We start from the raw sequence: 26,207 nt of genomic DNA on the forward strand, positions 1-26,207 counted from the left end.
ACCCACGCCAGCCACCCATGTGGGCGGGACCGGAGCTGCCGGCGGCTAAAAAAAGTGCCGGACCCGCCGGTCCGGCACCTGTCTTGCCGAGGAAGCCATCGGCCTCGCGGCCTCAGCGCTCCTTGCGCAGCACGCCCTTGATCGTGCTCAGCGCGCTGCCGTCGCCCATTAGGAAGATGTTGTAGATGCCGCCCGAGACGATGGCCAGCGCCGCCGACGAGGTGGTGGCCGGCTGGCTGAACACCGGATCCGAGAAGCTCGGCGAGCTGATCGTCAGCTGCGAGGAGGTGCTGGCCGAGATGGTGGCGTAGCTGGAGGCGCTGCCGGGCGCGATATTGCTGGCGATGGCGCTGTAGTCCAGCGTCGCGGTCAGGCCGGCGTCCATATTGCCGATGCCGTTGATCAGCCGCAGCTTGGCCGTGCCGCTGGTCGTCGGCAGGCGGTTGTCGTCGGCGATCACCGAGACCTTGGGCTCGGCGGCCGTGCCCCAGACCTGCAGCGTGTAGTCGCCACCGCTGTTCAGCTGCGGCGTCTGCACCGGCAGCGCCGCGCCGTTGACGCTGATGCTCACCGAGTCGGCGCCGGCGGCGACGGTCGTGTATTCGCCTATCGTCGGCGTGGCCGAGTTCTGCAGCAGGCTGATGCCGCCGCGGGTCACCGCCACCTTGTTGCCGCCGCCCAGGGCGCCGACGACGCGGGCACGCGCATTCGTGCCGGCGTAGTTGCTGACCGCACCGGTCTGCACGATGGTGATGCCGTTGACCAGCACGCCGCCGCTGGTCGAACTGACCACCAGGGTCGCGACCTGGGTGCTGGGCAGCGAGAGCGCGGGGATTGTCAGGCGCAGATCGTCCTTGCGGCCGGCGCCGGTGACGCGCAGGCAATAGGTGCCGGCCGTCGTGGTCGTGTAGCCGCTGCCGCTGCCGCCGGCGATGCTGGCCGCCAGGGCGGTCGCGTTGTCCAGCGATTCGCTGCAGCTGGCGCTCAAATAGATGTCCAGTGCGCCGGCATCGGGCGCCAGGTTCAGCACCAGCAGCTTGGTCGAGCCTGAGGCCGGGGCGGTCTCGCCCTCCTGCAGCAGCGCGGTGCGCATCGCGCCGGCCCAGCCATAGCCGATCAGACTGTATTTGTAGCCGGCGGTCAGGGTCGGTGTCGTCGTCGCCAGCGCGGTGCCGCCGCTGACCAGCTGCGAGGCGGTGTCCGAGGTGCTGACCGAGGCATAGCTGCCGGCCGAGCCATAGGCGACGTTGCTGTTGACCGTGTTGTCGGCGACCTTCAGATCCAGCGAGGCGTAGCTGGCGCTGGCATTGACCAGACGAATCTCGACCTTCTTGTCGTCGCCGCTGCCACCGCCGCCGCAGCCGGCCAGCAACACTGCCGCGCCGAGCCCGAGCGCCGTCGCCGCCATCCGTCCGTGGCTGATGAAACCCATGAAACTTTCTCCTGTGCGTCTCGCGCCCGATTGCGCTTGCGGCGATTGGAGTGGGGCGGCGTTGCTGCGGCTTTGCCGCTTGTGTACCGGCCGTGAAGATTCGTTGCTAGCATCGGCGGCCCTCAACAACGCCCACCGCCATGAGCTATCCGCATTTGCTGGCCCCGCTGGACCTCGGCTTCACCACGCTCAAGAACCGCGTGCTGATGGGCAGCATGCACACCGGGCTGGAGGACGGGCGCAAGCATTTCGAGCGCATGGCCCACTATTTCGCCGAGCGCGCGCGCGGCGAGGTCGGCCTGATCGTCACCGGCGGCTTCGCGCCGAATATCGAGGGCTGGGCCAAGCCCTTTGCCGGCACGCTGGCCAGCAGCGGCGCGGCACGCCGCCACCACCTGATCACCAAGGCCGTCCACGACGAGGGCGGCAAGATCGCCTTGCAGATCCTGCACACCGGCCGCTATGGCTATCAGCCCTTCTGCGTCGCGCCCTCGCGCATCCAGTCGCCGATCTCGCCGTTCACGCCGCGCGAGCTCTCCGAGCGCGGCATCGAGCGCCAGATCCGCGCCTTCGTCCGCTGCGCGAAGCTGGCGCGCGAGGCCGGCTACGACGGCGTCGAGGTGATGGGCTCCGAGGGCTATTTCATCAACCAGTTCCTGGTCGCGCACACCAACCAGCGCCAGGACGGCTGGGGCGGCAGCTACGAAAACCGCATGCGCCTGCCGCTGGAGATCCTGGCGCGCATGCGCGCGGCGGTCGGGCCCGACTTCATCATCATCTACCGGCTGTCGATGCTGGACCTGATCCCCAACGGCAGCAGCTGGGACGAGGTCGTCGAACTGGCCAAGCGCGTCGCCGCCGGCGGCGCGACCATCATCAACACCGGCATCGGCTGGCACGAGGCGCGCATCCCGACGATCGCGACCAGCGTGCCCCGCGCCGGCTTCGCCTGGGTCACGCAGAAGCTGCGGACCGAGCTGCGTGCCGCCGGCATCACGACGCCGCTGATCACCAGCAACCGCATCAACACGCCCGAGGTGGCCGAGAACGTGCTGGCCGAGGGCAGCGCCGACATGGTCAGCATGGCGCGGCCCTTCCTGGCCGACCCGGACTTCGTCAAGAAGGCGCGAGAGAACCGCGCCGACGAGATCAATACCTGCATTGCCTGCAACCAAGCCTGCCTGGATCACACCTTCGCGCAGAAGATCTCGACCTGCCTGGTCAACCCGCGCGCGGCCTACGAGCAGGAGCTGCGCATCGTGCCAATCGCGGCGACCAGCCAGCCGCGCAAGAAGATCGCCGTCGTTGGCGCCGGCCCGGCCGGCCTGGCCGCGGCGACCACCCTGGCCGAGCGCGGCCATGCGGTCGAGCTGTTCGACGCGGCGGCGCAGATCGGCGGCCAGTTCAATATGGCAAGGCGCATCCCCGGCAAGGAGGAGTTCGCCGAGACCCTGCGCTACTTCGGCCGCCGCATCGAGACGACCGGCGTGAGGCTGCGCCTGAACCGACGCGTTGCCGCCGAGGACCTGCGCGGCTTCGACGAGGTGCTGCTGGCGACCGGCGTGACGCCGCGCGATCCGCGCATCAAGGGCCAGGACGATCCGGCCTTGGCCGGCAAGGTGCTCAGCTATATCGACGTGCTGCTGCACGGCAAGCCGGTCGGCCGCCGGGTCGCCATCGTCGGCGCCGGCGGCATCGGCTTCGACGTCGCCGAATACCTGGCCGAGGCCGGCGCCGAAGAGGGGCACAGCCTGACCCTCGACCCCGCGGCCTGGCGGCGCGAATGGGGCGTGGCCGATCCGGCCGAGGTGCGCGGCGGCCTCGTGCGCGCGCAGCCGGCGGCGCCGGCGCGCGAGATCACGCTGCTGCAGCGCAAGAGCGGCAAGCTCGGCGCATCCTTAGGCAAGACCACCGGCTGGATCCACCGCGCGGCGCTGAAGATGAAGGGCGTCGAGATGCTGGCCGGCGTCAACTACGAGGCGATCACCGCCGAGGGTCTGTGGGTCAGCTATGGCGAGCAGCGCAAGGACAGCCAGCTGATCGCCGCCGACACCATCGTGCTGTGTGCCGGCCAGGAGCCCCTGCGCGAGCTCGAAGCGCCGCTGCGGGCGGCAGGCGCACGCGTGCATCTGATCGGCGGCGCGCTGGAAGCCGGCGAATTGGATGCAAAGCGTGCAATTTTGCAGGGAACGCGGCTTGCGGCTTCTCTGTAAACCCTAGCCAGGCTCAAGCGAGGCCCAGACACTACCGAATCGTCGAAACGAGGGGACGTCCCGCTGTCCGGGGAGGTCGACGTATTCACAAACGCAGCACCGGCGGCGGGCTCGGAAGGCCTGCCGAATGGTGCGACGGATAAGGTCTGAGAGCGATGAGCTTCTTGATCAACGGTAGTTGGCGGGCGGCAGGGCTGGCTTGCGCCTGGATGGCGCTGCTGGCCCTGGAGGCATTCGGCGCCGGGCCGGCCATGGCGAGCGGGACGGGCCAGGGCGCGGCGGTGGGCGCCATCGACCTGCACAGCCCGGTGTTCTGGCTGGCCGCGCTGTGCGTGCTGGGCGCGCTGGCGATGAGCCTGGTGCTGGGCCTGCTGCAATGGCAGCGCCTGCGGCTGCGCCAGCGGCGTGCCGAGTTGATGCGCGTGCGGCGCGAGCGCACCAAGCTGAGCGCGCTGCTGAACGCCATCCCCGACCCGGTCTTCTTCAAGGACGCCAGCGGCGCCTACGAGGGTTGCAACCCGGCCTTCGAGCAATGCCTGGGTCTGGCCGAGGCGGAATTGCTGGGCCGCCGTGACGAGCAGCTCGAGCGCCGGCCGGCCTGGAGCGGCGCGCTGGGTGGCGCCGCCTCGGTCTCGACGCAGCGCACGCTGAGCTGGGTCACGCAGCCGAATGGCGAGCGCGTCTGCCTGGACGTCGTGCAGGCACCGGTCTTCGACGAGGAGCAATGCCTGGGCGCCGTCGGCGTGGCGCGCGACGTGACGGCGCTGCGCGATGCGATGACCAAGCTGCACCGCGCGGTCACCGTCTTCGAGCATTGCGGCGAGGGCATCATGGTGATGGATGCCGGCCTGCGCATCCAGGACGTCAACCCGGCGCTGTGCGCGATCACCGGCTACGAATGCGAGGAGTTGCTGGGCACGCTGCCGCGCTGGCTGCAGCCCGACGAGCAGGATCCCGAGGTGCTGAAGAAGCTCTGGGCCGAGGTCGGCGCCCAGGGCAAGTGGAGCGGCGAGCTGGTCAACCGCCACAAGAACGGCAACAGCATCCCGGTCTGGGCCACCATGGTCTGCGTGCCCGCCACCGAGCCGGGCAGCGCGCCGCACTATCTGTCGGTGCTGACCGACATCTCCCGCATCAAGCAGACCGAGGCCGAGCTGCTGCACCAGTCGCTGCACGACCGCCTGACCGGCCTGCCCAATCTGGCCCTCTTGCGCGACCGCATCGGCCGCCAGATCGGCATCGCCCAGCGCGACCACACCTGCGTGGCCGTGCTCTATATCGATCTGGACGGCTTCCGCGACGTCAACGACATCGCCGGCCATGCCGCCGGCGACGCGGTGCTGAAGGAGACCACCGAGCGCTTCATCAATGTCGTGCGCGCCAGCGACTCGGTCGCCCGCGTCGGCGCCGACGAGTTCGTCATCGTGCTCTCGGGCCTGGTCGACGAGGAGACCTCGATGCGCCTGGGCGACCGCCTGATCCAGGCCATGGACGAGCCCATCGTCGTCGACGGCCGCCGCTTCCAGCTCGGCGCCAGCATCGGCCTGGCCCTGTTCCCGACCGACGGCGTCAACGTCGACGAACTCCTGCGCAATGCCGAGGCGGCGATGTGCCGCGCCAAGGCCCATGCGCGCAACACGGTGCAGGCCTACCGGCCCGAGCTGACCCTGGCCGTGCAGCAGCGCTTCGAGCTGACCCACGCGCTGCGCCTGGCCAACGAGGCGGCGCAGTTCCGCCTCGACTACCAGCCGCAGGTGCGCCTGTCGGACGGCGCGCTGATCGGCGCCGAGGCGCTGCTGCGCTGGCGCCATCCGACCCGCGGCCCGATCTCGCCGGCCGAGTTCATCCCGCTGGCCGAGGACACCGGCCTGATCGTGCCGATCGGCCGCTGGGTGCTGGAGACCGCCTGCGCGCAGGCGGCGCGCTGGCAGGGCCAGCCGGGCAAGCCGCAGCAGGTGGCCGTCAATGTGTCGGCGCGCCAGCTGCGCCAGCCCGATTTCGTCGAGACGGTCGACCAGATCTTGCACGAGACCGGCTGCCCGCCGCAGGCGCTGGAGCTGGAGGTCACCGAGAGCCTGCTGCTGGAGGACGCCGAAGGCGCGATCGAGCTGCTGGGCCGGCTCAGCAGCCGCGGCGTGCGCGTCGCGATCGACGACTTCGGCACCGGCTACTCCTCGCTCAGCTATCTGAAGCGCATGCCGGTGCAGACCCTGAAGATCGACCGCAGCTTCGTCAGCGAGCTGAGCAGCGATGCCAACGTCGCCGCGATCGCGCGCACCGTCATCGTGCTGGCGCGCAGCCTGGGCCTGGACGTGCTGGCCGAGGGCGTCGAGACGGCCGAGCAGGCCGCCTGGCTGCGCCGCGAGGGCTGCGACTGGGCGCAGGGCTGGTACTACGGCCGCCCCGCGCCGGCCGAGGACTTCAGCCTCATCGTCCACGAGGCGCCGCCGCAGCGCGCCGGCAAGCATCTGCAGCTCGCCTGAGACGCTGTGAGCGGACGGCGCGCGGCCGCTTGACAAGCGCCGCGTTCGCGCGCAGCGTTGGGACCTCTGGTGCCCGGTCTTGCGGCCTGGCATGATCTGACCCCATCCATCCCTGGAGTGCGCAATGACGACGAAGAAAGTCACGACCCTGCTGTCCGCTCTCGCCGCCACCGTCCTGCTGGTCGCCTGCGGCAGCACGCAGTACATCATCAGCACCAAGGAAGGCCGGATGATCGCCGTCGACGGCAAGCCCGATCTCGACGAGAAGACCGGCATGTACGTCTACCGCGACTCGGAAGGCCGCAAGGCGACGATCCTGAAGAGCGACGTCGTCCAGATCATGGAGCGCTGAGCGCCTTTCCGGACGTTTCGCGCCGCAAGACCGCCCGAAAGCGGTCTTTTTCCAGCCTTGCCCTCCACGCCACCGCTTAGCATGGCGGCATGGCGTTTTTCTCTTGGCAATGGCTGAGCCGGCTCGGCGAGGCGCAGATCCTGCTGCCCCTGGTGCTGCTGGCTGCCGCCTGGCTGTGGCGCGGCGCCGGCCAGGGCCGGCTGGCGCTGCGCTGGCTGCTGAGTCTGGCCTTCGTGGCGGCGCTGACCACGCTCAGCAAGCTGGCCTTCATGGGCTGGGCCTGGGGCGTGGCCGACTGGGACTTCACCGGGCTTTCGGGCCACGCGATGTTCGCCGCCGCCTGCCTGCCGATGCTGGCCTGGGTGGCGCTGGCGCGCTGCCGGCGGCCGCTCGTGCGCCGCGCCGGCGTGGCGCTGGCCTTTGCCCTGGCCGCGGCGATCGCCTATTCGCGCCTGCCGCTGCGCGCCCATTCGCCGTCGGAGCTGCTGCTGGGCTTCGCCCTCGGCGCGGCGGCCAGCCTCGTCAGCCTGGCCGGCCTGCCGCGGCAGCTGCCCCGCTTGCCGCACCGGCTGCCGGCCGCCCTGGCCGCGGCCCTGCTGATCCTGCCGGTGTCGGCGCCGCGCTCGCGCACCCATGACTGGGTGATGGCCTTGTCGCTGCAGCTGTCGGGCCGCGAACAGCCCTATACCCGCGAATCGCTGCTGCGCGAGCCGGCGGCCATGCCCTCCTCAATGCAGCCCCTGCCCGCCCTGCTGGACCAGTGACCAGAGATCGAACAGGCAGCGGTCCGCCTGCTCGGTGACCTCCAGGCCGGCGCTCAGCTCGTAGCTCGACTCGAACCAGCCGCAGCCCTGGCGCTCGTTCACCGTTTCCTGCTTCTCCCCCATCGCGACCAGCGCCGCCGCGTCGGCGGCGTCGAGGGCCTTCAGCGCATGCGGCGCGAGGGCTTGCAGCGGGGCGGCATGGAGGCTGGCGGCGGCTTGCATGGTGGTCTGCTCCCGAACGAAAAAGCTTGAGCAGATATTCGGCGACGGCCGCCCCGCCGCCCATCACTCGCGCGGCGGTTCTGCGGGGGAGGGGTAGACCCGGCCCACCAAAAGGGGGGGCCTCCCGGCTCTTCCCCCGCCGCTCGTTCAGATCACCAGCGCCGTCGTGTTCTTGACCTCTTCCATCACCGCATAGGTGCGGGTCTCGCGCACGCCCGGCAGGGTCCAGATCACGCTGCCGATGAACTCGCGGTAGGCGCTCATATTCGAGACCCGCGTCTTCAGCAGGTAGTCGAAGCCGCCGGCCACCAGATGGCATTCGAGGATCTCGGGCCGGGCCTGGACGGCGGCCTTGAAGTTGTCCATCACGTCCTGCACCGTGCGGTCGAGCAGGATCTCGATGAAGACCAGCATCGCCGCGCCCAGCTTCTCCGGGTTCAGCCGCGCCTCGTAGCCGAGGATGTAGCCCTCGCGGGTCAGGCGCTTGACGCGCTCCAGCACGGCGGTCGGCGACAGATGCACCGCCTCGGCCAGCTTCAGGTTGGAGATGCGCCCGTCGGCCTGCAGCGCGCGCAGAATTCGTGCATCGATCGCATCCAGCTTGTTTTCGATGTCCATTTCAGAATTTATAACTAGTGAAGTGGCAATGATGCGAATTTAATCCATCGCAACCGCTCTTAAAGTGCCGATCATTCAAGACAGGACCTTTTTATGAGCAACTTCGCCATGCCGCCCGAAACCCAGCGCCTACCCGACCCCTATCGCGAGGAGATCGCCGTCGTGCGCCAGCTGGCCCAGGGCCTGGGCCGCGCGCTGGACTGGCCGGGCGTGATCGCCCAGGCCTCGCCCTGGGTGCAGCAGGTGCGCGCCAACCCGGCGCCGTTCTGGGCGATGGAGTCGCTGCTGCGCGAGTACCCGATCACCAGCGCCGAGGGCCTGGCCCTGATGCGCCTGGCCGAAGCGCTCTTGCGCGTGCCCGATGCGCCGACCGCGATCGCGCTGACGGCCGACCAGCTGGGCCGCGCCGATTTCGACGGCGCCTCGGACGGCCCGCACAAGATGCTGGCCAGCCTGTCGGCCTCGGCGATCGGCCTGTCGAAGAAGTTCCTGCCCGGCGCCGACGAGGAGGGCGGCCTCTTGAAGCGCCTGGGCGCGCAGACGGTCGTGGCCGCCACGGTGCGGGCGATCCAGCTGCTGGGCCGGCAGTTCGTGCTGGGGCGCAATATCGGCGAGGCGATGGGCGAGGCGGCCGGCGCGCGCAAGGTTCAGGGCATGCTGCGCTTCAGCTACGACATGCTGGGCGAGGGCGCCCGCACCGAGGACGATGCACGCCGCTACCACGCCGCCTATGTCGCCGCGATCGAGGCGATCGCCGGCGGCCGCCGTGCCGAGGCGCCCGAGAGCGCCGATGGCATCTCGATCAAGCTCTCCGCGCTGTTCTCGCGCTACGAGGTGCTGCAGCGCGAGCGGGTGTTCGCCGAGCTCCTGCCGCGCGTCTGGCGGCTGATCGAGCTGGCGGCACAAGCCAATATCAATCTGACCATCGACGCCGAGGAGGTGGACCGCCTGGAGCTCTCGCTGGACGTACTGGACGTGCTGGCCCAGCGCATTGCCGGCGCCTATCCGCAGTGGCGCGGCTTCGGCCTGGCGGTGCAGGCCTATCAGACGCGGGCCCTGGCCGTCGTCGACGAGGTCGCTGCGATCGCCCGCAAGCATGGCCTGAAATTCATGGTGCGCCTGGTCAAGGGCGCCTACTGGGACGGCGAGATCAAGCGCGCCCAGGAGCTGGGCCTCGCCGCCTATCCGGTGTTCACCCACAAGCAGCACACCGACGTGTCCTATCTGGCCTGCGCGCAGCGCCTTATCGCGCATGCCGATGTGATCTACCCGCAGTTCGCCAGCCACAACGCCGGCACGATCGCGGCGATCGTGCAGATGGCGCGCACGGCCGGCGCCAAGTTCGAGATGCAGCGCCTGCATGGCATGGGCGAGGGCGTCTACCGCGAGGTGCTGAAGGACGGCAGCATTCCCTGCCGCGTCTACGCCCCGGTCGGCGAGCACCGCGACCTGCTGGCCTATCTGGTGCGCCGCCTGCTCGAGAACGGCGCCAATTCCTCCTTTGTCCACCAGCTGGCCGATGCCAATGTCGATCTGCCGGAGCTGCTGGGCTCGCCGCTCGCGGAGCTGGCCGACGCCGGCGCGCTGCCGCTGCCGGCGGCGATCTACCCGGGCCGGCCGAATTCCACCGGCCTGGACCTGACGGCGCCGGCGCAGCGCGTCGCGATCCAGCAGGCGCTGCAGCGCGCGGTCGTGCAGCCGGTCGCCGAGGCCGATGCCGACGATGTGGCCGCCGCGATGGAGCGGCTGGCCTTCGGCTTCCCGGCCTGGAACGCGCGGCCGGTGGCCGAGCGCGCGGCGGTGCTGCGCCGCGCCGCCGACGCGCTGGACGCGGCCCTGCCCGAGTTCTGCGCGCTGCTGGTCAAGGAGGCCTACAAGACCCAGGCCGATTGCGTCGCCGAGGTGCGCGAGGCGGTCGACTTCCTGCGCTATTACGCCGACCAGGCCGAGCTCGATCCGCAGCTGCGCGGCCGCGGCGTCTTCGTCTGCATCAGCCCCTGGAACTTCCCGCTGGCGATCTTTGCCGGCCAGGTCGTCGCCGCGCTGGTCGCCGGCAACACGGTGGCCGCCAAGCCGGCCGAGCAGACGCCCTTCGTGGCGCTGAAGATGGTCGAGCTGCTGCATGCGGCCGGTGTGCCGCAGGACGTGCTGGCGCTGCTGCACGGCCCCGGCGAGACGGTCGGCGCGGGCCTGGTCGCCCATGCGGCGACGGCCGGCGTCTGCTTCACCGGCTCCACCCAGGTGGCGCAGATCATCAACCGCACGCTGGCCGCCAAGGACGGCGCGCCGGTGCCGCTGATCGCCGAGACCGGCGGCATCAACGCGATGATTGTCGACTCGACCGCCCTGCCCGAGCAGGTCGTCGACGCGGTCGTGCAGAGCGCCTTCCGCTCGGCCGGCCAGCGCTGCTCGGCGCTGCGCCTGCTGTGCGTGCAGGACTCGATCGCCGACGGCCTGATCGAGATGCTCGAGGGCGCGCTGCAGCAGCTCTGGGTCGGCCGCCCGGCCGATCTGGCCACCGACTGCGGCCCCGTCATCGACGACGAGGCCTTCGCGAACATCGCCGGCCATGTCGAGCGGCTCAAGCGCGAGGCGAGGCTGATCGCCGAGGCGCCGGTGCACGACGAGCTGCCGCGCCTGGTCCGCCCGGTCGCCTTCGAGCTCCAGCGCATCGAGCAGCTGGGCGCCGAGATCTTCGGCCCGGTGCTGCACGTGGTGCGCTGGAGCGGCGACGTCGACGCCGTCGTCGAGCGCATCAACGCGCTCGGTTACGGCCTGACCCTGGGCATCCAGACCCGCATCGACAGCCGCGCCCAGCGCCTGGCCGACAAGGCGCGCGTCGGCAATGTCTACGTCAACCGCAACATCATCGGCGCCGTCGTCGGCGTGCAACCGTTCGGCGGCGAGGGCCTCTCGGGCACCGGCCCCAAGGCCGGCGGTCCCAATTACCTGAAGCGTTTCGGCGCCGAGCCGGCCAGCGCGGCGGGCACGGCCTCCGCAAGCCTGGCGCTGCCGGCCGGCGGCGGCGAGACGCCGCCGGCCACGGTCGATGCGGCCTGGGCCGCGACGCCGCTGATCGAGCGCATCCAGCTGCTGCGCCGCGCGGCGCCAGCCTTTGCCGCGCTGTGCAGCGAGGCCGAGCGCAGCTTTGCCGAGCAGGAGCTGCCCGGCCCGACCGGCGAGAGCAATCGCCTGCGCCTGCATGCGCGCGGTCTGTTCGCCGTCGTCGGCGGCGGCGAGGCCGGCGCGGCCGCGGTGGCCGCCGCGCTGCTGGCCGGCAACAGCGTGCTCTGGCTGGCCGACGATGCGGCCCAGCGCTGCCCGGCCTTCATCAAGGCCGGCGTGCCGGCGGCGGCGTTGCGCGCCGCGCCGCTGACGGCGCTGGACGGCCTGCTCGACGCGGCCGGTCTGGCCGGCGTCGCGCTGGCGCAGGGCAACGAGCCGCTGGCCCGTCAGTTGCAGCGCCGGCTGGCACGGCGCAGCGGCGCCATCCTGCCGCTGATCGCCGCGGCCGGCCAGCCGCGCCAGCTCTACCGTTTCGTTGCCGAACAGACCCTGACCGTCAATACGGCGGCGGCCGGCGGCAACGCAGCGCTGCTGGCCGGTACTCACTGAGGCGGCGGGCTCGGGAAGCAGGCAAGTTGCCAGGCTGGCGGAACGGCCGGTCGCGGATTAGGATTCAAGCGCGGCCGGCCCCGCCGGCAGCTCCGAACTCTCAACCGATACGGAGATGGATCGACCATGCCAAGCATCAAGAGCATAAGTCTGAGTCTGGCCCTCGCGGGCGCGCTGCTGGTCCTTGGAGGATGCGCCAGCGGCCCCGAGGTGCGCGCCAACAGCGACAGCTCGGTCAATTTCTCGCAGTACAAGACCTTCGGTTATGTGAACCCGCTGGGCACCGACAAGAGCGGCTACCAGAGCATCGTGTCGCAGCAGCTGAAGGCGGCGACGACGCGCGAGCTGCAGGCCCGCGGCCTGCGCTATGACGAGAGCTCGCCCCAGCTGCTGGTCAACTTCAACGGCCGGCTCAGCGACAAGGTCCATGTGAGCAGCACGCCGACGCCGGTCTATGGCGCTGGCTACTACGGCTACCGCCGCGGCCTGTACGGCGCCTGGCCGGCCTATGTCGACAACACGACGGTCTACCAGTACAAGGAAGGCACGCTGAACATCGACGTCGTCGACGCTGCGCGCAAGCAGCTGGTCTGGGAAGGCGTGGTCACCGAGGAGGTCGAGCAGAAGGACATGCAGCAGATCCAGGCCACGCTGGACCGGCTGGTCGTCGCGGCAATGGCCAAGTTCCCGGTCGCGGCGCCGGCAGCGCCGGCCTCCGCAGCGGCCAAGTGAGCTTGACCATGCTGCGATCGGCGGCCGGCTGAAACGCCGGCTGCACCAGCAGGACGGGGCTGCGATACTTGCAGCCCTTTTTCTTGTCCGACACCTTCTTCACCAGCACCCGAACCGGCCCATGAGTTCAAGCATCGCATTCATCGGCGGCGGCAATATGGCCAGCGCCATCCTCGGCGGCCTTTTGCGCGCCGGCCGTCCGGTCGGGTCGCTGCAGGTCGTCGAACCGTTCGAGGCGCAGCGCGAGCGCCTGGCCCAGCAGTTCCCGGGCCTGCGCTGCCTGGCCGGCGCCGAGGCGAGCCTCGCGCAGGCGGGGCTGGTGGTCTGGGCGGTCAAGCCGCAGCTGTTTGCCGAGGCCGCCGCGCCCTGCGCCGGCCTTGTGGGCGGCGCGCTGCAGCTGTCGGTGATGGCCGGCATCCGCAGCACCGCCATCGTGCGCGCCACGGGCAGCGAGCGCGTCGTGCGCGCGATGCCCAACACGCCGGCGCTGATCGGCCGGGGCATTGCGGGCCTGTACGCGCGCGCGGCCGTCTCGCCGGCCGACCGCGTGGAGGTGGAGGCGGTGCTGGCGCCCACCGGCGCGACGCTGTGGGTCGAGGGCGAGGACGATCTGGACGCCGTGACCGCGCTGTCCGGCTCCGGCCCGGCCTATTTCTTCTACGTCGTCGAGGCGATGATGACGGCCGCCCAGCAGATGGGCCTCAGCGCCGAGCAAGGCCGGCGCCTGGCGCTGGCCACCTGCGGCGGCGCAGCGGCTCTGGGCCTGCAGTCCGAGGACTCGCCGACGCTGTTGCGCGAGAAGGTCACCTCCAAGGGCGGCACCACGCACGCCGCCATCAGCAGCCTGCAGGCCGAGGGCGTCGGCGAGGCGATCCAGCGCGCCGTGCTGGCCGCGCAGCGCCGCGCCCGCGAACTGGGCGACGAGTTCGGCAACTGAGGTGGAGCCCCTCGTCCAAGGAGTACCTTGGCCGGTCCCCCGAGGGGACGGCGATGCGTGCGGCGTCGAGCCGCACGCACATCGCCGGAGCGAGCGGCTTGGGAGCGGCCAGGCGCTCGCTCGCAAGTAGGCCGGCTGTTTGATGGGCATATCGAGCCGCGACAGCTTGCGCGACTGGTTGCGCGCGCCCGGTTCGCTGAGCCGGCGCCTGGCCGCGCTGGGCGAGCGCTACGAGGTGCAGCTGCTGCGTCAACAGGTCAGCCCGCTGCGCCATGCCGAACGGCGCGCGCTGGGCATGCCGCGGCGCGGCTGCACGGTCGTGCGCGAGGTGATCCTGCGCGTCGACGGTCGGCCGCTGGTCTGGGCGCGCTCCTCCTTGCACCAGAGCGCGCTGGCCGGGCCCTGGCGCGCGCTGAAGGGCCTGGGCAGCAAGCCGCTGGGCCATCTGCTCTATGCCGATCCGCGCGTCGCGCGCAGCGAGCTGCAGCCGCGCCGCCTGGCCCGCCACGGCCATACGCGGCGGCAGATGTGCAAGCAATGGCGGGCCGCCACCGGCGCGCCGGCCTCCGCGCAGATGCTGTGGTCGCGCAACTCGGTATTCAGCCGGGGCGGCGCGCAGCTGCGCGTGATGGAGCTGTTCGCGCCCGAGCTGGCGCACTTCAAAGCCCGGCGCTGAGCAGGGTTTCGGCCGGCGGCCGCATGATGAACAGAACCGCCCGAGCAAGGAGGGACCTAGCGATGCTGCCGAAGAATATCGACCGCCGCCATTTGCTTGTTGCCGGCCTCGCCGCGCCCTGGCTCAGCGCCGCGGCCCAGCCGGCGCCCGATGCGCAGGCCTTGCTGCAAGCCGGCGGCGTGGTGCTGGCGCTGCGCCATGCGCTGGCGCCGGGCACGCAGGACCCGCCGAACTTCCGCCTCGGCGATTGCGGCACGCAGCGCAATCTGAACGAGGAGGGCCGGGCGCAGGCGCGCCGCCTGGGCGCCTGGCTGGCCGAGCGCGGCCTGCACCCGGCGCGCGTTCGTTCCAGCCCCTGGTGCCGCTGCCTGGAGACCGCGCGCCTGGCCTTTGGCGAGGCCGAGCCCTGGCCGGCGCTCGGATCGCCGCGCGCCGGCAGCGACAGCGCCAATGCCGCCGCGCTGATCCAGCTACGCGGCGCGCTGAGCGAGGCCGCCGCCCACCCCGGTCGCTTCGAGGCCTGGGTCACCCATATGTTCGTGCTGAGCGCGCTGCTGAACGTTGGCACCGCCGCCGGCGAAGGCCTTGTGCTGGGCCTAGGCGCCGACGGCGCGCCGCGGCTTCTGGGGCGGCTGCTGGTCGCCTGAGCGGGTGGCCGCCAAGCTGACGGCAGGATTTGCGTGGTGGCGGTGGAACTGAGCGTTAGCGAAGCGAGGGCTCGGACTAGCGGGGCGGAAAGTCCTCATAGGATTTCGGCAGATAACCCCAGATGCGCACGACATCCTCGCGCCGCTCGAACTCGAAACCGATCTGTTCCAGCACCGGCAGGATTTCCGGACCGTGGTCGATGGTCGTTGCTGGCAAGAGATGGCCCAGGAAGGGGCCGTCCTCGAGCAGGCCGATATCGAACCATTCCACCGTTTCAAAAGGGAAGGGCAGATGGGCAAACCATTCGCTGTCCCAGCCCGAAACAAAGCCCGTCACCGACTTGGATCGATAGGAGGGGCGCCAGTCCTCGAGCGAGCGGAAGTGGCTGATGAGTTCGTTCCAGCGGGTGTTGTTCGAGGCGCTCGCCAGATTGCGGGCCCTCACCGCCGCCCGCGTCTTCGCGCGCAGGCGCTCATCGTTGCCGGCGTCTGCCATCGCTAAGTCGCTCACGCTTGCTCTCCCTATCTCGAGTTCCGCCCAGGGCGGGCTCGCAGTTTGGCATCTGCGGGTCATGCCGCTGATCGTATTTGGCCCGCTGGGGCCCGGGCGACAATGAGCGCTTTGCGCCCTCGCGCCAGCGCCCATTCTTTCACCCGCATGTCCGTCCCGCCTCCCATCAGATCCGAAGCCGCCTGGTCCTTGCGGACCTGGCTGCACGCGCTGCGGCCGGCGCCGATGGCCGTCAATGCGCGCGAACGCTGGCGGGTCGTGCTGGGCGCGGGCCTGGGCCTGCTGCTGACCGGCCTGCTGGCGCGCTGGCTGGCCGGCGGGCCGCCGCAGGCGCTGTGGCTGGTGGCGCCGCTGGGGGCCTCGGCCGTGCTGGTCTTCGGCGTGCCGGCCAGCCCGCTGGCGCAGCCCTGGGCGGTGGTCGGCGGCAATACGCTGTCGGCCCTGGTCGGCATTGCCTGCGTGCACCTGCTCGGCTCGACGGCGCCGGCCGCGGCCCTGGCCGTCGCGGGGGCGATCGCCCTGATGTTCGCGCTGCGTTGCCTGCATCCGCCCGGCGGCGCGGCGGCGCTGCTGATGGTGATCGCCGGCACGCTGGACTGGCGCTTCGCGCTGTTTCCGGTGCTGCTCGATTCGCTGCTGCTGGCGCTGGCCGGCATCGCCTACAACAACGCGACCGGGCGCCGCTATCCGCATGTGCAAGTCGCGCCGGCGCCGGCCGCCGCGGACCAGATGCCGCTGTTCGGCGAGGCCGAGCTGGACGCGGTGCTGGCCCGCTACAACCAGGTGCTGGACCTGCCACGCGACGACCTCAGCCATCTGCTGCACGAGGCGGAGCTGCTGGCCTATCAGCGCCGCTTCGGCGCCCTGCGCTGCGCCGACGTCATGTCGCGCGAGCCGAAGACGGTCGAGTTCGGCACGCCCCTGCAGGAGGCCTGGGCGCTGCTGCAGCGGCACCACATCAAGGCGCTGCCGGTGGTCGACCGCGCGCGCCGCGTGACCGGCATCGTCACCCTGGCCGACTTCATGCGAGCCGCCTCGAGCGAGCGGCACGAGGGCCTCGTCGGGCGCCTGCGCGAGCTGGTCCGGCCCAGCGGCCTGAGCCACGGCGACAAGCCCGAGGTGGTCGGCCAGATCATGAGCAAGCAGGTGCGCGTGGCCAGCGCCGAGCGGCCGATCGCCGAGCTGGTGCCGCTGTTTGCCGCCACCGGCCACCACCATATTCCCATCGTCGGCGAGGAGGCGCGGCTGGTCGGCATCCTGACCCAATCGGACCTGGTGGCGGCGCTCAGCCGGGCCCCGGTTTGAGGGGCGCAAGGCGCGCCCCCGGCTCGCCGCCGCGTTAGCAAATTGTCTCTACACTAGCGTGACAGGGAGGTTCATCAGACATCTGAGGAATCTCATGAAAACGCGAGAGGTTGTCATCTTCACCGGTGAGCGCTATGTGGTGCCGCAGTGCATCCAGCGCATCGATCATCAATCGACCCATGGCTGGCAGTTGCGCTACGGCGGTACCAAGCTTTTTTCCGACCACTCCCAGGACGGCAGCGGCGCCAAGGCCGCGCTGGCGGCGGCGACGCGCGCGCTGCTGATCCGCATCAACAAGCTGCCGGCGCCCTCCAAGCTGCAGCGCGTGCCCAGCGGCAACAAGGCCAATGACCTGCCGGTGGGCATCTCCGGGCCGGTCGTGCGCCAGCGCGCCGGCAGCCGCGTGCGCGACTGCAGCTTCGCCGTCTCGCTGCCCAACTTCGGCGGCTCGCCGCGCGGCCGCAGCGTCTACATCGGCACCGAGAACACCTACACGGTGGAGAAGTACCAGGCGGCGCTGGCCCGCGCGGTCGAGCTGCGCGAGAAGGCCGAGGCCGCCTACCAGCGCGCCGCCACGCGCGCGCGCCGCGCCGAGGGCAAGGCGCTGCGCGAAAAGATGAGCAAGCTGCTCCCCGGCCTGTGAACGAGGCCCTGTCCGTCGCGGGCGCGGAGTTCCGCTGGGGCCTGATCGGCCCCGGGGCGATCGCGCACCAGTTCGCCGAGGTCGTGCAGCGCCTGCCCGGCAGCCGCCTGGCCCTCGTGCATGGCCGCGATGCCGGCCGGGCCGGCGCCTTCGCCGCGCGCTGGAGCGTCGCCGACAGGCCGCCGCCGCGCGTCGCGCGGGAACTGTCCGAGCTGCTGGCCGATCCGGACATCGACGCGATCTATATCGCCACTCCGCATGCCCAGCATGGCGCGGCGATCCGCGCCTGCCTGGAGGCCGGCAAGCCGGTGCTGTGCGAGAAACCGCTGGTGCCGACCCTGGCCGAGGCCGAGGCCCTGGTGGCGCTGGCGCGGCAGCGCCAGGTCTTTCTGATGGAAGCGCTGTGGACGCGCTTCCTGCCCGCCTACGCCGTCGCCGGGCGCTGGTTGCGCGAGCAGGCGATCGGGCCGCTGCGCGGCATCCAGTCGAGCTTCTGCTTCCCGGCGCCCTACGAGGCGGAGAGCCGGCTGTTCAATCCGGCGCTGGCCGGCGGCGCGCTGCTGGACCTGGGCGTCTACAACCTGAACCTGACGCGCTGGGTGCTGCAGCAGGCCTGGGGCGACTGCCCGGCGCCGACCTCGATCGACGCCCGCGGCCTGCTAGCGCCGACCGGCGTCGACCAGCGCGTCAATGCCATGCTGACATTCGAGGGCGGGCTGAGTTCGCAGTTCATCTGCGCCTTCGACAGCGCCGCCGACAACGCGCTGACCGTCTTCGGCGAGCGCGGCACGATCACGCTGCCGCGCTGGTTCTCGCAGGCCAGCGAGGCGGTGCTGCAGCGGCGCGGCGGCGAGCCGCAGCGCGTCGCCGCGCCGCTGCGCATCAACGGCTTCGAAGGCGAGATCGAGGAGGCGCAGCAATGCATCGCCGCCGGTCGCCTCGAGAGCGCCGTGATGCCGCATGCGGAAACGCTGGCCGTGCTCGGCTGGATGGACGAGATCCGCCGCCAGCTGGGCGTGCGCTACCCCTTCGAGTGAGCGGCCGTGCCGGCCAGCATCGCCGCGCGCCGCGCCAGGCTCGCGGCCGGCCAGTGCTGCTCGCGCTCGTAGTACTCGGCCACCGCCGGCACGCCCGGCGGCAGCTGCAGCCAGGGCTGCTTGGAGGCGGTGAAGATATGGATGTCGGGCGGCAGCCGGTCCGGCTCGTCCAGCGTGCCGACGCGCACGAAGGCCACCCGGCGGCCGGCGCCGGCGTAGTGGCTCCACAGCGCGAGCCGGCAGCGCGGGCAGCGCGCGATCAGCTGGCCCGACCCGCTCTCCGAGGGCGTGTCGACCAGCTCCGGTTCGCCGGCCAGCAGGCGCAGGCGCGCGCTCTCGATCATCGCGTTCAGCGCGAAGGAGGCGCCGCTCTCGCGCTGGCACCAGCGGCAATGGCAGCAATGGACGAACAGCGGCGCGCTGTCCATGCGGTAGCGGATCGTGCGGCAATCGCAGCCGCCGTCGAAGAAAACCGGCGATGAAGGTCCGTCCATGCGATGCTCCTGCCTTGCTGCCCCGCTGCCATGACGCCGATGAACAACGCCCTCGCCGCCGCCATCGATTTTGCATCCGCCCATGAAATCGCCTGGCCGCGCGATCCGGCCGCCGATCCGGCGCGCTGGGGCGTGCACCACGAGGACACGCCGCCCTACGACCGCCTGCGCGGCCCGGTCCATGCGCGCGGGCCGCAGGGCGGCGTGATCTGGCAGGGCGGCCGCGAGATCGCCGCCTGGGGCGAGCCGGCGCGCGCCGACCTGAGCTTCAGCGTCGCCAAGAGCTATCTGGCCCTGCTGGCCGGCATCGCCCAGCGCGAGGGCCTGCTGCCCGACGAGCAGCGGCCGGTGGTCGAGCGCCTGCCCGGCATCGGCTTCGACAGCGCGCACAACCGCGCGATCAGCTGGGCGATGCTGCTGGAGCAGACCAGCGAATGGGAAGGCAGCTGCTTCGGCCTGCCCGACCGGGTCGACCGCTGGCGCAAGGTCAGCAACGATCCGCGGCCGGCCGGCGGGCCCAAGGGTGGCGCGCGGCCGCTGCAGCGGCCCGGCAGCTACTGGGAATACAACGATGTGCGCATCAACCAGCTGGCGCTGGCGTTGCTGCACCTGTTCGGCCGGCCGCTGCCCGAGGTCTTTCTCGACGAGATCCTGCGTCCGCTGGGCGGCGGCGAGGGCTTCGCCTGGCGCGGCTATGACGATGCCTGGCTGAGCCTGCCCGATGGCCGGCGCGTGCAGTCGGTGCCCGGTGGCACGCACTGGGGCGGCGGTGTCTCGATCAGCGCGCGCGATCAGGCGCGCATCGGCCAGCTGCTGCTCGATGGCGGCCTGCACGCGGGCCGCCCGCTGATCCCGCGCGACTGGATCACGAAGATGCGCCAGCCCTGCGCGATCGCGCCCTTCTACGGCCGCCTGGTCTGGCTCAACGGCGACGGCCAAAGCTTCCCGGGCGCCTCCACCGAGGCCTATCTGATGGTCGGCGCCGGTGGCAACTATGTCTGGATCGAGCCGGCGCTGGAGGCGGTGATCGTGCTGCGCTGGCTCGATGGCGCGCAGGCCGCCGCGACCATGCGGCAGATCGCCGCGGCCTTAGGTCCTTAGCGGGCCCTTAGCGCGCCGCCGGCGGCCCGCCGAGGCGGTCGCCGAGCTTCTCCTGCAGGCGCTCGCGTATGGTGGCGATCAGCGCCTCGGTCTCGCCGGCGCCCAGCTTCTCCACCGATTTCTCGCGCACCATGAAGCCCAGCATCAGCAGCTCGCGCAGCTTCTGGAAGGCGCGCGGGTTGTCGCTGCCGCAGACGGCCGGGTTGTTCTGCAGCACCGCTTCGATCACGCCCGGATCGAGCAGGCGGACCTTGCAGATGGCCGCCTTGCTCGCGATCTCCGACATCACGTCGTCGATCTGAGAGCCCCAGAAATTCGCTCGGACTTTGTCAACCATGGTGGCGACCTCGATGGCCTGAGGAAAGTGGAAGCCCCAGCTTAGCGCGGCGCGCCGCCAATTGCCAGGTGTCGGGCCATGCGCTAGCCTCGCCGCATGAGCACCTCCTCCGACGAAGCCGTGCTGCGCGACGGGCGCGCCGTGCAGCTGCGCGCGATGCGGCCTTCCGACGAGCAGGAGCTGCTGCAGGCCTTCGATCGCATGAGCGAGGTGGCGCGCTATATGCGTTTCATGCGCGTGGTGCGCGAGCCGGACCGGCTGCGCCTGCAGGCGGCGCTGGCCTCGCTGCCCGAATCGGGCGTGGCCCTGGTCGCGACGGTGCCGGCCGCCGATGGCTACGACATCGCCGGCAGCGCGATCGCGCTGATCGGCGGCGGCCCCGGCGTCTGCGAGTTCGCGATCAATGTCGACGCCGCCTACGGCGGGCTCGGCCTCGGCCATCTGCTGATGACGCGGCTGATGGACGCGGCGCGGCAGCGCGGCCTGCGCACGATGGAGGGCTTCGTGCTGAAGCAGAACGCCTCGATGCTGGGCCTGGCCCGGCGGCTGGGCTTCGAGATCGACGCCGATGCCGAGGATCCCTCGGTCCTTGTCTGCCGCAAGGCGCTGGCCTGAGGTGGAAGCAAGACCTGGCACCGTGGCAAATCGACATCGACTTCGCGATGCGAAATCCGGCCCCGCGGCGCTAGACGCCGTCATCGCCCGCGCTGTATATTTTTTTCGACCGGGCGCGCGCCTGCGGCCCGTCTCGCGCATGCTGAAGGGAGCGATGTGGATACCCAACATGCCAAGTACCAGCGCCTGATCGACTATGCGAAGACGCTGACGCCGATGCCGACCGCGGTCGCCCATCCCTGCGATGCAAGCGCGCTGGCCGGCGCGATCGAGGCGGGGCGCATGGGCCTGATCACGCCCATCCTGGTCGGGCCGCGCGAACGGATCCAGGCCGTCGCCGAGGCGAGCGGCATCGATCTCGGGGGCCTAGAGATCGTCGAGGCCCCGTTCAGCCATGCCTCGGCCGAGAAGGCGGTCGAGCTGGTGCGCGAGGGCCGCGCCGAGGCGCTGATGAAGGGCAGCCTGCACACCGACGAGCTGATGGCCGCCGTCGTGCGCCGCGACACCGGCCTGCGCACCGCGCGCCGGGTCAGCCATTGCTTCGTGATGGACGTGCCCGGCCATCCGGACGCGCTGATCATCACCGACGCGGCGATCAATATCGCGCCGAGCCTGGAGGACAAGGCCGACATCGTGCAGAACGCGATCGAGCTGGCGCATGCGATCAAGTTCCAGGAGGTCCGCGTCGCCGTGCTGTCGGCGATGGAGACCGTCAATCCGAAGGTGCCGTCGACGGTGGAGGCGGCCGCGCTGTGCAAGATGATGGACCGGCACCAGATCAGCGGCGCGCTGATCGACGGGCCGCTGGCGCTGGACAACGCGATCAACCCGGAGGCGGCGGCGATCAAGCAGATCCACTCGCCGGTGGCCGGCCGCGCCAATGTGCTGCTGGTGCCCGATCTGGAGGCCGGCAATATGCTGGCCAAAAGCCTGTCCTTCCTGGCCGGTGCCGATGCGGCCGGCATCGTGCTGGGCGCGCGCGTGCCCATCATCCTGACCAGCCGCGCCGATTCGGTGCTGAGCCGGCTGGCCTCCTGCGCGGTCGCGGCCCTGGTCGCGCTGGCGCGGCGCGAACAGAACAAGCTGGCGGGCTGAGCGATGGCCGATCTGATCCTGGTCCTGAACGCCGGCTCCTCCAGCATCAAGTTCAGCCTCTTCGATGCCGGCCTGCCGGCGCTGTCGCTGCAGCTGAAGGGCCAGGTCGAGGGCCTGTACACGGCGCCGCGCTTTGCCGCCAAGACGGCCGACGGCCAGCTGCTGGAGGCCAAGGACTGGGGCGCCGGCGTCGAACTGGGCCATCAGGGCGCGATCGCCCATCTGGTCGACTTCCTGCAGAGCCGTCGCGGCGAGCACCGCCTGGTCGCGGTCGGCCACCGCGTCGTCCATGGAGGGCTGAAGTTCGTGCGGGCGCAGCGCATAGGCCCCGGCATCGTCGAGGAGCTGGCGACGCTCGCCCCGCTGGCACCGCTGCACCAGCCGCACAATCTGAAGCCGATAGCGATCGTCGCCGCGCTGCGCCCCGGCCTGCCGCAGGTCGCCTGCTTCGACACCGCCTTCCACCGCAGCCAACCCGAGCTGGCCCAGGCCTTCGCGCTGCCGGCGGCCATCACCGAGCGCGGCGTGCGCCGCTACGGCTTCCACGGCCTGTCCTACGAGTACATCGCCGGCGTGCTGGGCGACTACGACGCCGGCGCGGCGGCCGGCCGCAGCCTGGTCGCGCATCTGGGCAATGGCAGCAGCATGTGCGCGATGGTCGGCGGCCGCAGTGTCGCCAGCACCATGGGCTTCACCGCCGTCGACGGCCTGCCCATGGGCACGCGCTGCGGCAGCCTCGACCCGGGCGTGATCCTCTACCTGATGGACGAGCTGGGCATGGACGCCCGCGCGATCGAGGCGCTGGTCTACAAGCAGTCGGGCCTGCTGGGTGTGTCGGGCCTCTCCAGCGATATGCGCGCGCTGCTGGCCAGCGAGGACGAGCGCGCCCGCTTCGCGATCGAGCTGTTCTGCTACCGCTGCGGGCGCGAGCTGGGCTCGCTGGCCGCCGCCGCCGGCGGCATCGACGCACTGGTCTTCACTGCCGGCATCGGCGAGCATGCGCCGGCGATCCGCGAAAAGATCTGCCGCCATGCGGCCTGGCTGGGCCTGCAACTGGATCCGGCCGCCAACGCCGCCGGCGGCCCGCGCATCAGCAGCGCGGCCAGCCGCGTCTCGGCCTGGGTGATCCCGACCGACGAGGAGACGATGATCGCGCGCCACACCCTGGCCGCGCTCTAGGTTTGCCCATTGATCCATTGATCGGAGGTCTCGATATGGACGCAGCAGCGCGGCTGGCGCGCAGCCAGCAGGTCGGCGCCAAGCTGGTGACGGTGTTCAACAAGCGCATGCAGGCGGCCAACGACAAATTCAGCCGCCGCGTCAATACGGCCTTCGCCGGCGCCGACGGCAGCGCGCCGGCCGATGCGCAGGACTGGATCGCCTATGCGGTCGATGCGGCGCAGCGCGCCATCCTGTTCTGGGACACGCTGAAGCAGCGCGGCGACCACTTCGTCGAGAACAGCACGCAGGGCTTCAAGCCGGTGCTGCATTTCGATTCCGAGATGGTGCTCGATGGCCGCGGCTTCGAGCGCCCCGTCAACTACGCGCTGCTGCGCATCACGCCGCCGGCCGGCGTGCGCGTCGATGCGCGCCGGCGGCCCTACCTGATCATCGACCCGCGCGCCGGCCATGGGCCCGGCATCGGCGGCTTCAAGGACGATTCGCAGGTCGGCGTCGCGCTGCGCGCCGGGCACCCGGTCTACTTCGTCATCTTCTTCCGCGACCCCGAGCCGGGCCAGACCCTGCTGGACGTCTGCGCGGCCGAGCAGCGCTTCGTCAAGAAGGTGCGCGAGCTGCACCCGCGCAGCGCCAAGCCGGCGCTGATCGGCAACTGCCAGGGCGGCTGGGCGGCGATGATGCTGGCCGCCTCCGACCCGGAGGACACCGGCCCCATCGTCATCAACGGTGCGCCGATGTCCTACTGGGGTGGTTCCTGGACCGATGGCGCCAGCGACAACCCGATGCGCTATGCCGGCGGCATGCTGGGCGGCAGCTGGCTGGCCTCGCTGGCCGCCGATCTCGGCAACGGCATCTTCGACGGCGCCCACCTGGTGCAGAACTTCGAGAACCTGAACCCGGCCAACAGCCTCTGGGACAAGTACTACCACCTCTACAACAAGGCCGACACCGAGCCGCGGCGCTTTCTGGAATTCGAGCGCTGGTGGGGCGCCTATTACCTGATGAACCGCGAGGAGATCGAGTGGATCACCCGCAATCTCTTCGTCGGCAACAAGCTCTGGCAGGGCGGGGTCAAGGACGCCGGCGGCGAGGTGCTGGACCTGCGCAAGATCCGCGCGCCCATCATCCTGTTCGCCTCCATGGGCGACAACATCACGCCGCCGCAGCAGGCCTTCAACTGGGTTGCCGACGTCTACCGCAGCACGGCCGAGATCAAGGCGCGCGGCCAGGTCATCGTCGGCCTGCTGCACGAGGACGTCGGCCATCTGGGCATCTTCGTCTCCGGCAAGGTGGCGAAGAAGGAGCACGCGCAGATCGTCTCGGTGCTGGAGACCATCGAGTCGCTGCCGCCCGGCCTCTACGGCATGGCGATCACGGCCAGCGGCGAGGGCCGCGACGGCGAGCCGCAGTACGAGGTCGAGTTCCGCGAGCACAGCCTGGAGGAGATCAGCGCAAGGCTGAACCGCTTCCAGCGCGTGGACGAGAGGCCCTTCCAGGCGGCCGCCGAGATCTCGGAGCTGAACCAGCGCGCTTACGAGCTGTTCGCCCGGCCCTGGGTGCAGGCGATGGCCAACGATCCGACGGCCAAGCTGCTGCGCGCCTTCCATCCGCTGCGGGTGCAGAACTGGGCGGTCTCGCAGCTGAACCCCTGGCTGGCCTGGCTGGCGCCGGCCGCGCAGACGGTGCGCGAGGAGCGCCGCGCGCTCGAGGACGCGCATCCGCTGCGCCGGGCCGAGCAGCGCAGCGCCGATCTGCTCAGCGCGACCCTGGACTATTACCGCGCGGTGCGCGACGCGATGAGCGAGGCCGGCTTCTTCGGCATCTACGCCAATATCGGCCGGCCCGAGGCCGAGACGCCTGCGCCGCAGCCGCAGACCGAGGAGCCCGAGGCCTCATCGCCGGTCGTGCGCGAGGCGCTGGCCTCGATCGAGCATGGCGGCTATGTCGAGGCGCTGGCCCGGGTCGCCTTTCTGCTCAAGCGCCGCGGCGAGCCGCTGCCGCTGTCGCGGCTGGAGCTCAAGCAGGAGCTGGTGGCCGACTATGCGGACCATCTGCCCGGCATGTCGCCGCACGACTGGCGCCGCATTCGCGGCGAGCAGGAGATCATCTGCCGCCATGCGCCGGAGCGCGCGCTCGAGACCCTGCCGCGCCTGCTCGAGGACCGCGCCGACCGCCGCCGCCTGCTGGCCCTGCTCGACAAGCTGCTGGCCGACAAGCGCGTGCAGGCCGCCGCGCCCAGCGCCGCGCAGACGGCCATGCTGGCCCGCATCCGCAAGCTGCTGGCGCCGGCGCGCGCCCGGCCGTCCGCCAAGCGAGCGCCGGCCGCGCGCCGCGCCTGAATGAGGAGAACCCCCGCGTGAGCGACAAACCCCCCGAGCAGCTGCTGACCGGCGCCAAGGTGCTGGTCTGCGGCATTGCCAACGAGCATTCGATTGCCTATGGCTGCGCCAAGGCCTTCCGCGAGCTCGGCGCCGATCTGGCCATCACCTACCTGAACGAGAAGGCACGCCCCCATGTCGAGCCGCTGGCCCGGCAGCTGCAGGCGCCGCTGCTGCTGCCGCTGGACGTCTCGCAGCCGGGCGAGCTGGAGGCCGTGTTCGAGGCCATCGACAAGACCTGGGGCCGGCTCGACGTGGTCGTGCACTCGATCGCCTGGGCGCCCAAGGACGATCTGCAGGGCGGCCTGCTGCACTGCTCGGCCGAGGGCTTTGCCAAGGCCATGGACGTGTCCTGCCATTCCTTCATCCGCATGGCGCGCCTGGCCGCGCCGCTGATGAAGGACGGCGGCAGCCTGTTCGCGATGAGCTATTACGGCGCCAACAAGGTGGTGCCGAACTACAACGTGATGGGCCCGGTGAAGGCGGCGCTGGAGGCCGCCGCCCGCTACCTCGCCCATGAGCTGGGCCCGCGGGGCATCCGCGTGCACCCGATCTCGCCCGGCCCGCTGAAGACCCGTGCCGCCTCGGGGCTGAAGGACTTCGACCTGCTGCTGAACGACGCGGCCCGGCGCGCGCCGGTCGGCGAGCTGGTCGACATCATGGACGTCGGCTTCAGCTGCGCCTTTCTGGCGACGCCCTACGCGCGGCGCCTGACCGGGCAGACGCTGTACATCGACGGCGGCGTGAACATCGTCGCTTAGCGCGCATCGATCCGTATATCGATCTGCGAATTTCTTGTTTGGCGCGGCGCTCGCCGCTGG

Annotated in this window: 24 protein-coding genes; 18 read left to right on the forward strand and 6 right to left on the reverse strand. The window is 70.8% G+C overall.

Annotated elements, in window-relative coordinates; genetic code table 11:
- Positions 1–112: 112 nt before the first annotated feature.
- Complete coding sequence (locus QWJ38_RS03020) at positions 113–1,432, reverse strand: DUF4397 domain-containing protein (protein WP_290357553.1); 1,320 nt, start codon at positions 1,430–1,432, stop codon at positions 113–115.
- Positions 1,433–1,572: 140 nt separating this feature from the next.
- On the opposite strand from QWJ38_RS03020, the gene QWJ38_RS03025 reads away from it, so the two are divergent.
- The 4 genes from QWJ38_RS03025 to QWJ38_RS03040 all read left to right on the forward strand — a co-directional run bounded on the left by QWJ38_RS03025 (position 1,573) and on the right by QWJ38_RS03040 (position 7,244).
- On the forward strand, positions 1,573–3,645 hold the full coding sequence (locus QWJ38_RS03025) for an NADPH-dependent 2,4-dienoyl-CoA reductase (protein ID WP_290357554.1): 2,073 nt from the start codon (positions 1,573–1,575) through the stop codon (positions 3,643–3,645).
- A gap of 155 nt (positions 3,646–3,800) precedes the next feature.
- A complete protein-coding gene (locus QWJ38_RS03030) occupies positions 3,801–6,128 on the forward strand; it encodes a putative bifunctional diguanylate cyclase/phosphodiesterase (protein WP_290357555.1) in 2,328 nt (775 codons plus the stop codon).
- A gap of 124 nt (positions 6,129–6,252) precedes the next feature.
- Positions 6,253–6,480, forward strand: a complete 228-nt coding sequence (locus QWJ38_RS03035) for a YgdI/YgdR family lipoprotein (RefSeq protein ID WP_290357556.1) — start codon at positions 6,253–6,255, stop codon at positions 6,478–6,480.
- Positions 6,481–6,569: 89 nt separating this feature from the next.
- The gene (locus tag QWJ38_RS03040) at positions 6,570–7,244 is read left to right on the forward strand and encodes a phosphatase PAP2 family protein (RefSeq protein WP_290357557.1); all 675 of its coding nucleotides are present in this window, start codon (positions 6,570–6,572) and stop codon (positions 7,242–7,244) included.
- On the opposite strand, the gene QWJ38_RS03045 is transcribed toward QWJ38_RS03040, so the two are convergent.
- Positions 7,209–7,466, reverse strand: a complete 258-nt coding sequence (locus QWJ38_RS03045; protein ID WP_290357558.1) for a hypothetical protein — start codon at positions 7,464–7,466, stop codon at positions 7,209–7,211. The genes QWJ38_RS03040 and QWJ38_RS03045 overlap by 36 nt on opposite strands.
- Positions 7,467–7,613: 147 nt before the next feature.
- Positions 7,614–8,084: an Lrp/AsnC ligand binding domain-containing protein gene (locus QWJ38_RS03050; RefSeq protein ID WP_290357559.1), complete on the reverse strand. Its 471-nt coding sequence runs from the start codon at positions 8,082–8,084 to the stop codon at positions 7,614–7,616.
- 93 nt (positions 8,085–8,177) lie between these two features.
- Here QWJ38_RS03050 and QWJ38_RS03055 point away from each other — a divergent pair, with 93 nt between their 5' ends.
- The 5 genes from QWJ38_RS03055 (at position 8,178) to QWJ38_RS03075 (ending at position 14,691) form a co-directional block, all read left to right on the forward strand.
- Positions 8,178–11,699, forward strand: coding sequence for an L-glutamate gamma-semialdehyde dehydrogenase (locus tag QWJ38_RS03055; protein ID WP_434063934.1), 3,522 nt, complete (start codon positions 8,178–8,180; stop codon positions 11,697–11,699).
- Between the two features lie 126 nt (positions 11,700–11,825).
- Entirely contained in the window at positions 11,826–12,431 is a 606-nt protein-coding gene (locus QWJ38_RS03060) for a DUF4136 domain-containing protein (RefSeq protein WP_290357560.1), read from the forward strand.
- Positions 12,432–12,552: 121 nt separating this feature from the next.
- Complete coding sequence (gene proC, locus QWJ38_RS03065) at positions 12,553–13,368, forward strand: pyrroline-5-carboxylate reductase (protein ID WP_290357561.1); 816 nt, start codon at positions 12,553–12,555, stop codon at positions 13,366–13,368.
- A gap of 142 nt (positions 13,369–13,510) precedes the next feature.
- Positions 13,511–14,044: a chorismate--pyruvate lyase family protein gene (locus QWJ38_RS03070; RefSeq protein ID WP_290357562.1), complete on the forward strand. Its 534-nt coding sequence runs from the start codon at positions 13,511–13,513 to the stop codon at positions 14,042–14,044.
- 62 nt (positions 14,045–14,106) lie between these two features.
- A complete protein-coding gene (locus QWJ38_RS03075; RefSeq protein ID WP_290357563.1) occupies positions 14,107–14,691 on the forward strand; it encodes a histidine phosphatase family protein in 585 nt (194 codons plus the stop codon).
- A gap of 76 nt (positions 14,692–14,767) precedes the next feature.
- Here the strand turns inward: QWJ38_RS03075 and QWJ38_RS03080 are convergent, their stop codons facing one another.
- A complete protein-coding gene (locus tag QWJ38_RS03080; RefSeq protein ID WP_290357564.1) occupies positions 14,768–15,202 on the reverse strand; it encodes a DUF6678 family protein in 435 nt (144 codons plus the stop codon).
- Positions 15,203–15,349: 147 nt separating this feature from the next.
- Here QWJ38_RS03080 and QWJ38_RS03085 point away from each other — a divergent pair, with 147 nt between their 5' ends.
- The 3 genes from QWJ38_RS03085 to QWJ38_RS03095 all read left to right on the forward strand — a co-directional run bounded on the left by QWJ38_RS03085 (position 15,350) and on the right by QWJ38_RS03095 (position 18,187).
- Positions 15,350–16,507, forward strand: a complete 1,158-nt coding sequence (locus tag QWJ38_RS03085; RefSeq protein WP_434063935.1) for an HPP family protein — start codon at positions 15,350–15,352, stop codon at positions 16,505–16,507.
- A 94-nt stretch (positions 16,508–16,601) separates the two neighbouring features.
- Positions 16,602–17,150 (forward strand): hypothetical protein, encoded by a 549-nt coding sequence (locus QWJ38_RS03090; protein WP_290357565.1) that lies wholly within the window; start codon positions 16,602–16,604, stop codon positions 17,148–17,150.
- On the forward strand, positions 17,147–18,187 hold the full coding sequence (locus QWJ38_RS03095; RefSeq protein ID WP_290357566.1) for a Gfo/Idh/MocA family protein: 1,041 nt from the start codon (positions 17,147–17,149) through the stop codon (positions 18,185–18,187). The genes QWJ38_RS03090 and QWJ38_RS03095 overlap by 4 nt, the downstream gene beginning before the upstream one ends.
- Here the strand turns inward: QWJ38_RS03095 and QWJ38_RS03100 are convergent.
- Complete coding sequence (locus tag QWJ38_RS03100) at positions 18,172–18,681, reverse strand: GFA family protein (protein WP_290357567.1); 510 nt, start codon at positions 18,679–18,681, stop codon at positions 18,172–18,174. The two genes, QWJ38_RS03095 and QWJ38_RS03100, sit on opposite strands and share 16 nt — an antisense overlap.
- Before the next feature lie 39 nt (positions 18,682–18,720).
- Between QWJ38_RS03100 and QWJ38_RS03105 the strand changes: the two genes are divergently transcribed.
- Complete coding sequence (locus tag QWJ38_RS03105) at positions 18,721–19,782, forward strand: serine hydrolase domain-containing protein (RefSeq protein ID WP_290357568.1); 1,062 nt, start codon at positions 18,721–18,723, stop codon at positions 19,780–19,782.
- A gap of 7 nt (positions 19,783–19,789) precedes the next feature.
- On the opposite strand, the gene QWJ38_RS03110 is transcribed toward QWJ38_RS03105, so the two are convergent.
- Positions 19,790–20,119 carry a hypothetical protein gene (locus QWJ38_RS03110; RefSeq protein WP_290357569.1) on the reverse strand — a complete coding sequence of 110 codons (330 nt, stop codon included), beginning with the start codon at positions 20,117–20,119 and terminating at the stop codon, positions 19,790–19,792.
- 96 nt (positions 20,120–20,215) lie between these two features.
- Here QWJ38_RS03110 and QWJ38_RS03115 point away from each other — a divergent pair, with 96 nt between their 5' ends.
- From QWJ38_RS03115 to fabI, 5 genes are all read left to right on the forward strand, one after another.
- Positions 20,216–20,734: a GNAT family N-acetyltransferase gene (locus QWJ38_RS03115; RefSeq protein WP_290357570.1), complete on the forward strand. Its 519-nt coding sequence runs from the start codon at positions 20,216–20,218 to the stop codon at positions 20,732–20,734.
- A gap of 156 nt (positions 20,735–20,890) precedes the next feature.
- Positions 20,891–21,829, forward strand: coding sequence for a phosphate acetyltransferase (locus QWJ38_RS03120; protein ID WP_290357571.1), 939 nt, complete (start codon positions 20,891–20,893; stop codon positions 21,827–21,829).
- A gap of 3 nt (positions 21,830–21,832) precedes the next feature.
- Complete coding sequence (locus QWJ38_RS03125) at positions 21,833–23,008, forward strand: acetate/propionate family kinase (RefSeq protein ID WP_290357572.1); 1,176 nt, start codon at positions 21,833–21,835, stop codon at positions 23,006–23,008.
- A gap of 35 nt (positions 23,009–23,043) precedes the next feature.
- Positions 23,044–25,347: a DUF3141 domain-containing protein gene (locus tag QWJ38_RS03130; RefSeq protein ID WP_290357573.1), complete on the forward strand. Its 2,304-nt coding sequence runs from the start codon at positions 23,044–23,046 to the stop codon at positions 25,345–25,347.
- Between the two features lie 17 nt (positions 25,348–25,364).
- Entirely contained in the window at positions 25,365–26,147 is a 783-nt protein-coding gene (gene fabI / locus QWJ38_RS03135; RefSeq protein ID WP_290357574.1) for an enoyl-ACP reductase FabI, read from the forward strand.
- Positions 26,148–26,207: the final 60 nt, after the last annotated feature.

Source organism: Roseateles violae, assembly GCF_030410485.1.
GTDB lineage: Bacteria > Pseudomonadota > Gammaproteobacteria > Burkholderiales > Burkholderiaceae_C > Roseateles_D > Roseateles_D violae.

What these genes read in the sequence shown, in the direction of transcription:
- QWJ38_RS03020 (WP_290357553.1), bottom strand. Translation starts at nt 1,432, where the DNA reads ATGGGTTTCATCAGCCACGGACGGATGGCGGCGACGGCGCTCGGGCTC.
- QWJ38_RS03050 (WP_290357559.1), bottom strand. Translation starts at nt 8,084, where the DNA reads ATGGACATCGAAAACAAGCTGGATGCGATCGATGCACGAATTCTGCGC.
- proC (WP_290357561.1), top strand. Translation starts at nt 12,553, where the DNA reads ATGAGTTCAAGCATCGCATTCATCGGCGGCGGCAATATGGCCAGCGCC.
- QWJ38_RS03025 (WP_290357554.1), top strand. Translation starts at nt 1,573, where the DNA reads ATGAGCTATCCGCATTTGCTGGCCCCGCTGGACCTCGGCTTCACCACG.
- QWJ38_RS03060 (WP_290357560.1), top strand. Translation starts at nt 11,826, where the DNA reads ATGCCAAGCATCAAGAGCATAAGTCTGAGTCTGGCCCTCGCGGGCGCG.
- QWJ38_RS03035 (WP_290357556.1), top strand. Translation starts at nt 6,253, where the DNA reads ATGACGACGAAGAAAGTCACGACCCTGCTGTCCGCTCTCGCCGCCACC.
- QWJ38_RS03125 (WP_290357572.1), top strand. Translation starts at nt 21,833, where the DNA reads ATGGCCGATCTGATCCTGGTCCTGAACGCCGGCTCCTCCAGCATCAAG.
- QWJ38_RS03115 (WP_290357570.1), top strand. Translation starts at nt 20,216, where the DNA reads ATGAGCACCTCCTCCGACGAAGCCGTGCTGCGCGACGGGCGCGCCGTG.
- QWJ38_RS03105 (WP_290357568.1), top strand. Translation starts at nt 18,721, where the DNA reads ATGAACAACGCCCTCGCCGCCGCCATCGATTTTGCATCCGCCCATGAA.
- QWJ38_RS03040 (WP_290357557.1), top strand. Translation starts at nt 6,570, where the DNA reads ATGGCGTTTTTCTCTTGGCAATGGCTGAGCCGGCTCGGCGAGGCGCAG.
- QWJ38_RS03055 (WP_434063934.1), top strand. Translation starts at nt 8,178, where the DNA reads ATGAGCAACTTCGCCATGCCGCCCGAAACCCAGCGCCTACCCGACCCC.
- QWJ38_RS03100 (WP_290357567.1), bottom strand. Translation starts at nt 18,681, where the DNA reads ATGGACGGACCTTCATCGCCGGTTTTCTTCGACGGCGGCTGCGATTGC.
- QWJ38_RS03090 (WP_290357565.1), top strand. Translation starts at nt 16,602, where the DNA reads ATGAAAACGCGAGAGGTTGTCATCTTCACCGGTGAGCGCTATGTGGTG.
- QWJ38_RS03070 (WP_290357562.1), top strand. Translation starts at nt 13,511, where the DNA reads ATGGGCATATCGAGCCGCGACAGCTTGCGCGACTGGTTGCGCGCGCCC.
- QWJ38_RS03045 (WP_290357558.1), bottom strand. Translation starts at nt 7,466, where the DNA reads ATGCAAGCCGCCGCCAGCCTCCATGCCGCCCCGCTGCAAGCCCTCGCG.
- QWJ38_RS03130 (WP_290357573.1), top strand. Translation starts at nt 23,044, where the DNA reads ATGGACGCAGCAGCGCGGCTGGCGCGCAGCCAGCAGGTCGGCGCCAAG.
- QWJ38_RS03110 (WP_290357569.1), bottom strand. Translation starts at nt 20,119, where the DNA reads ATGGTTGACAAAGTCCGAGCGAATTTCTGGGGCTCTCAGATCGACGAC.
- QWJ38_RS03085 (WP_434063935.1), top strand. Translation starts at nt 15,350, where the DNA reads ATGTCCGTCCCGCCTCCCATCAGATCCGAAGCCGCCTGGTCCTTGCGG.
- QWJ38_RS03030 (WP_290357555.1), top strand. Translation starts at nt 3,801, where the DNA reads ATGAGCTTCTTGATCAACGGTAGTTGGCGGGCGGCAGGGCTGGCTTGC.
- QWJ38_RS03075 (WP_290357563.1), top strand. Translation starts at nt 14,107, where the DNA reads ATGCTGCCGAAGAATATCGACCGCCGCCATTTGCTTGTTGCCGGCCTC.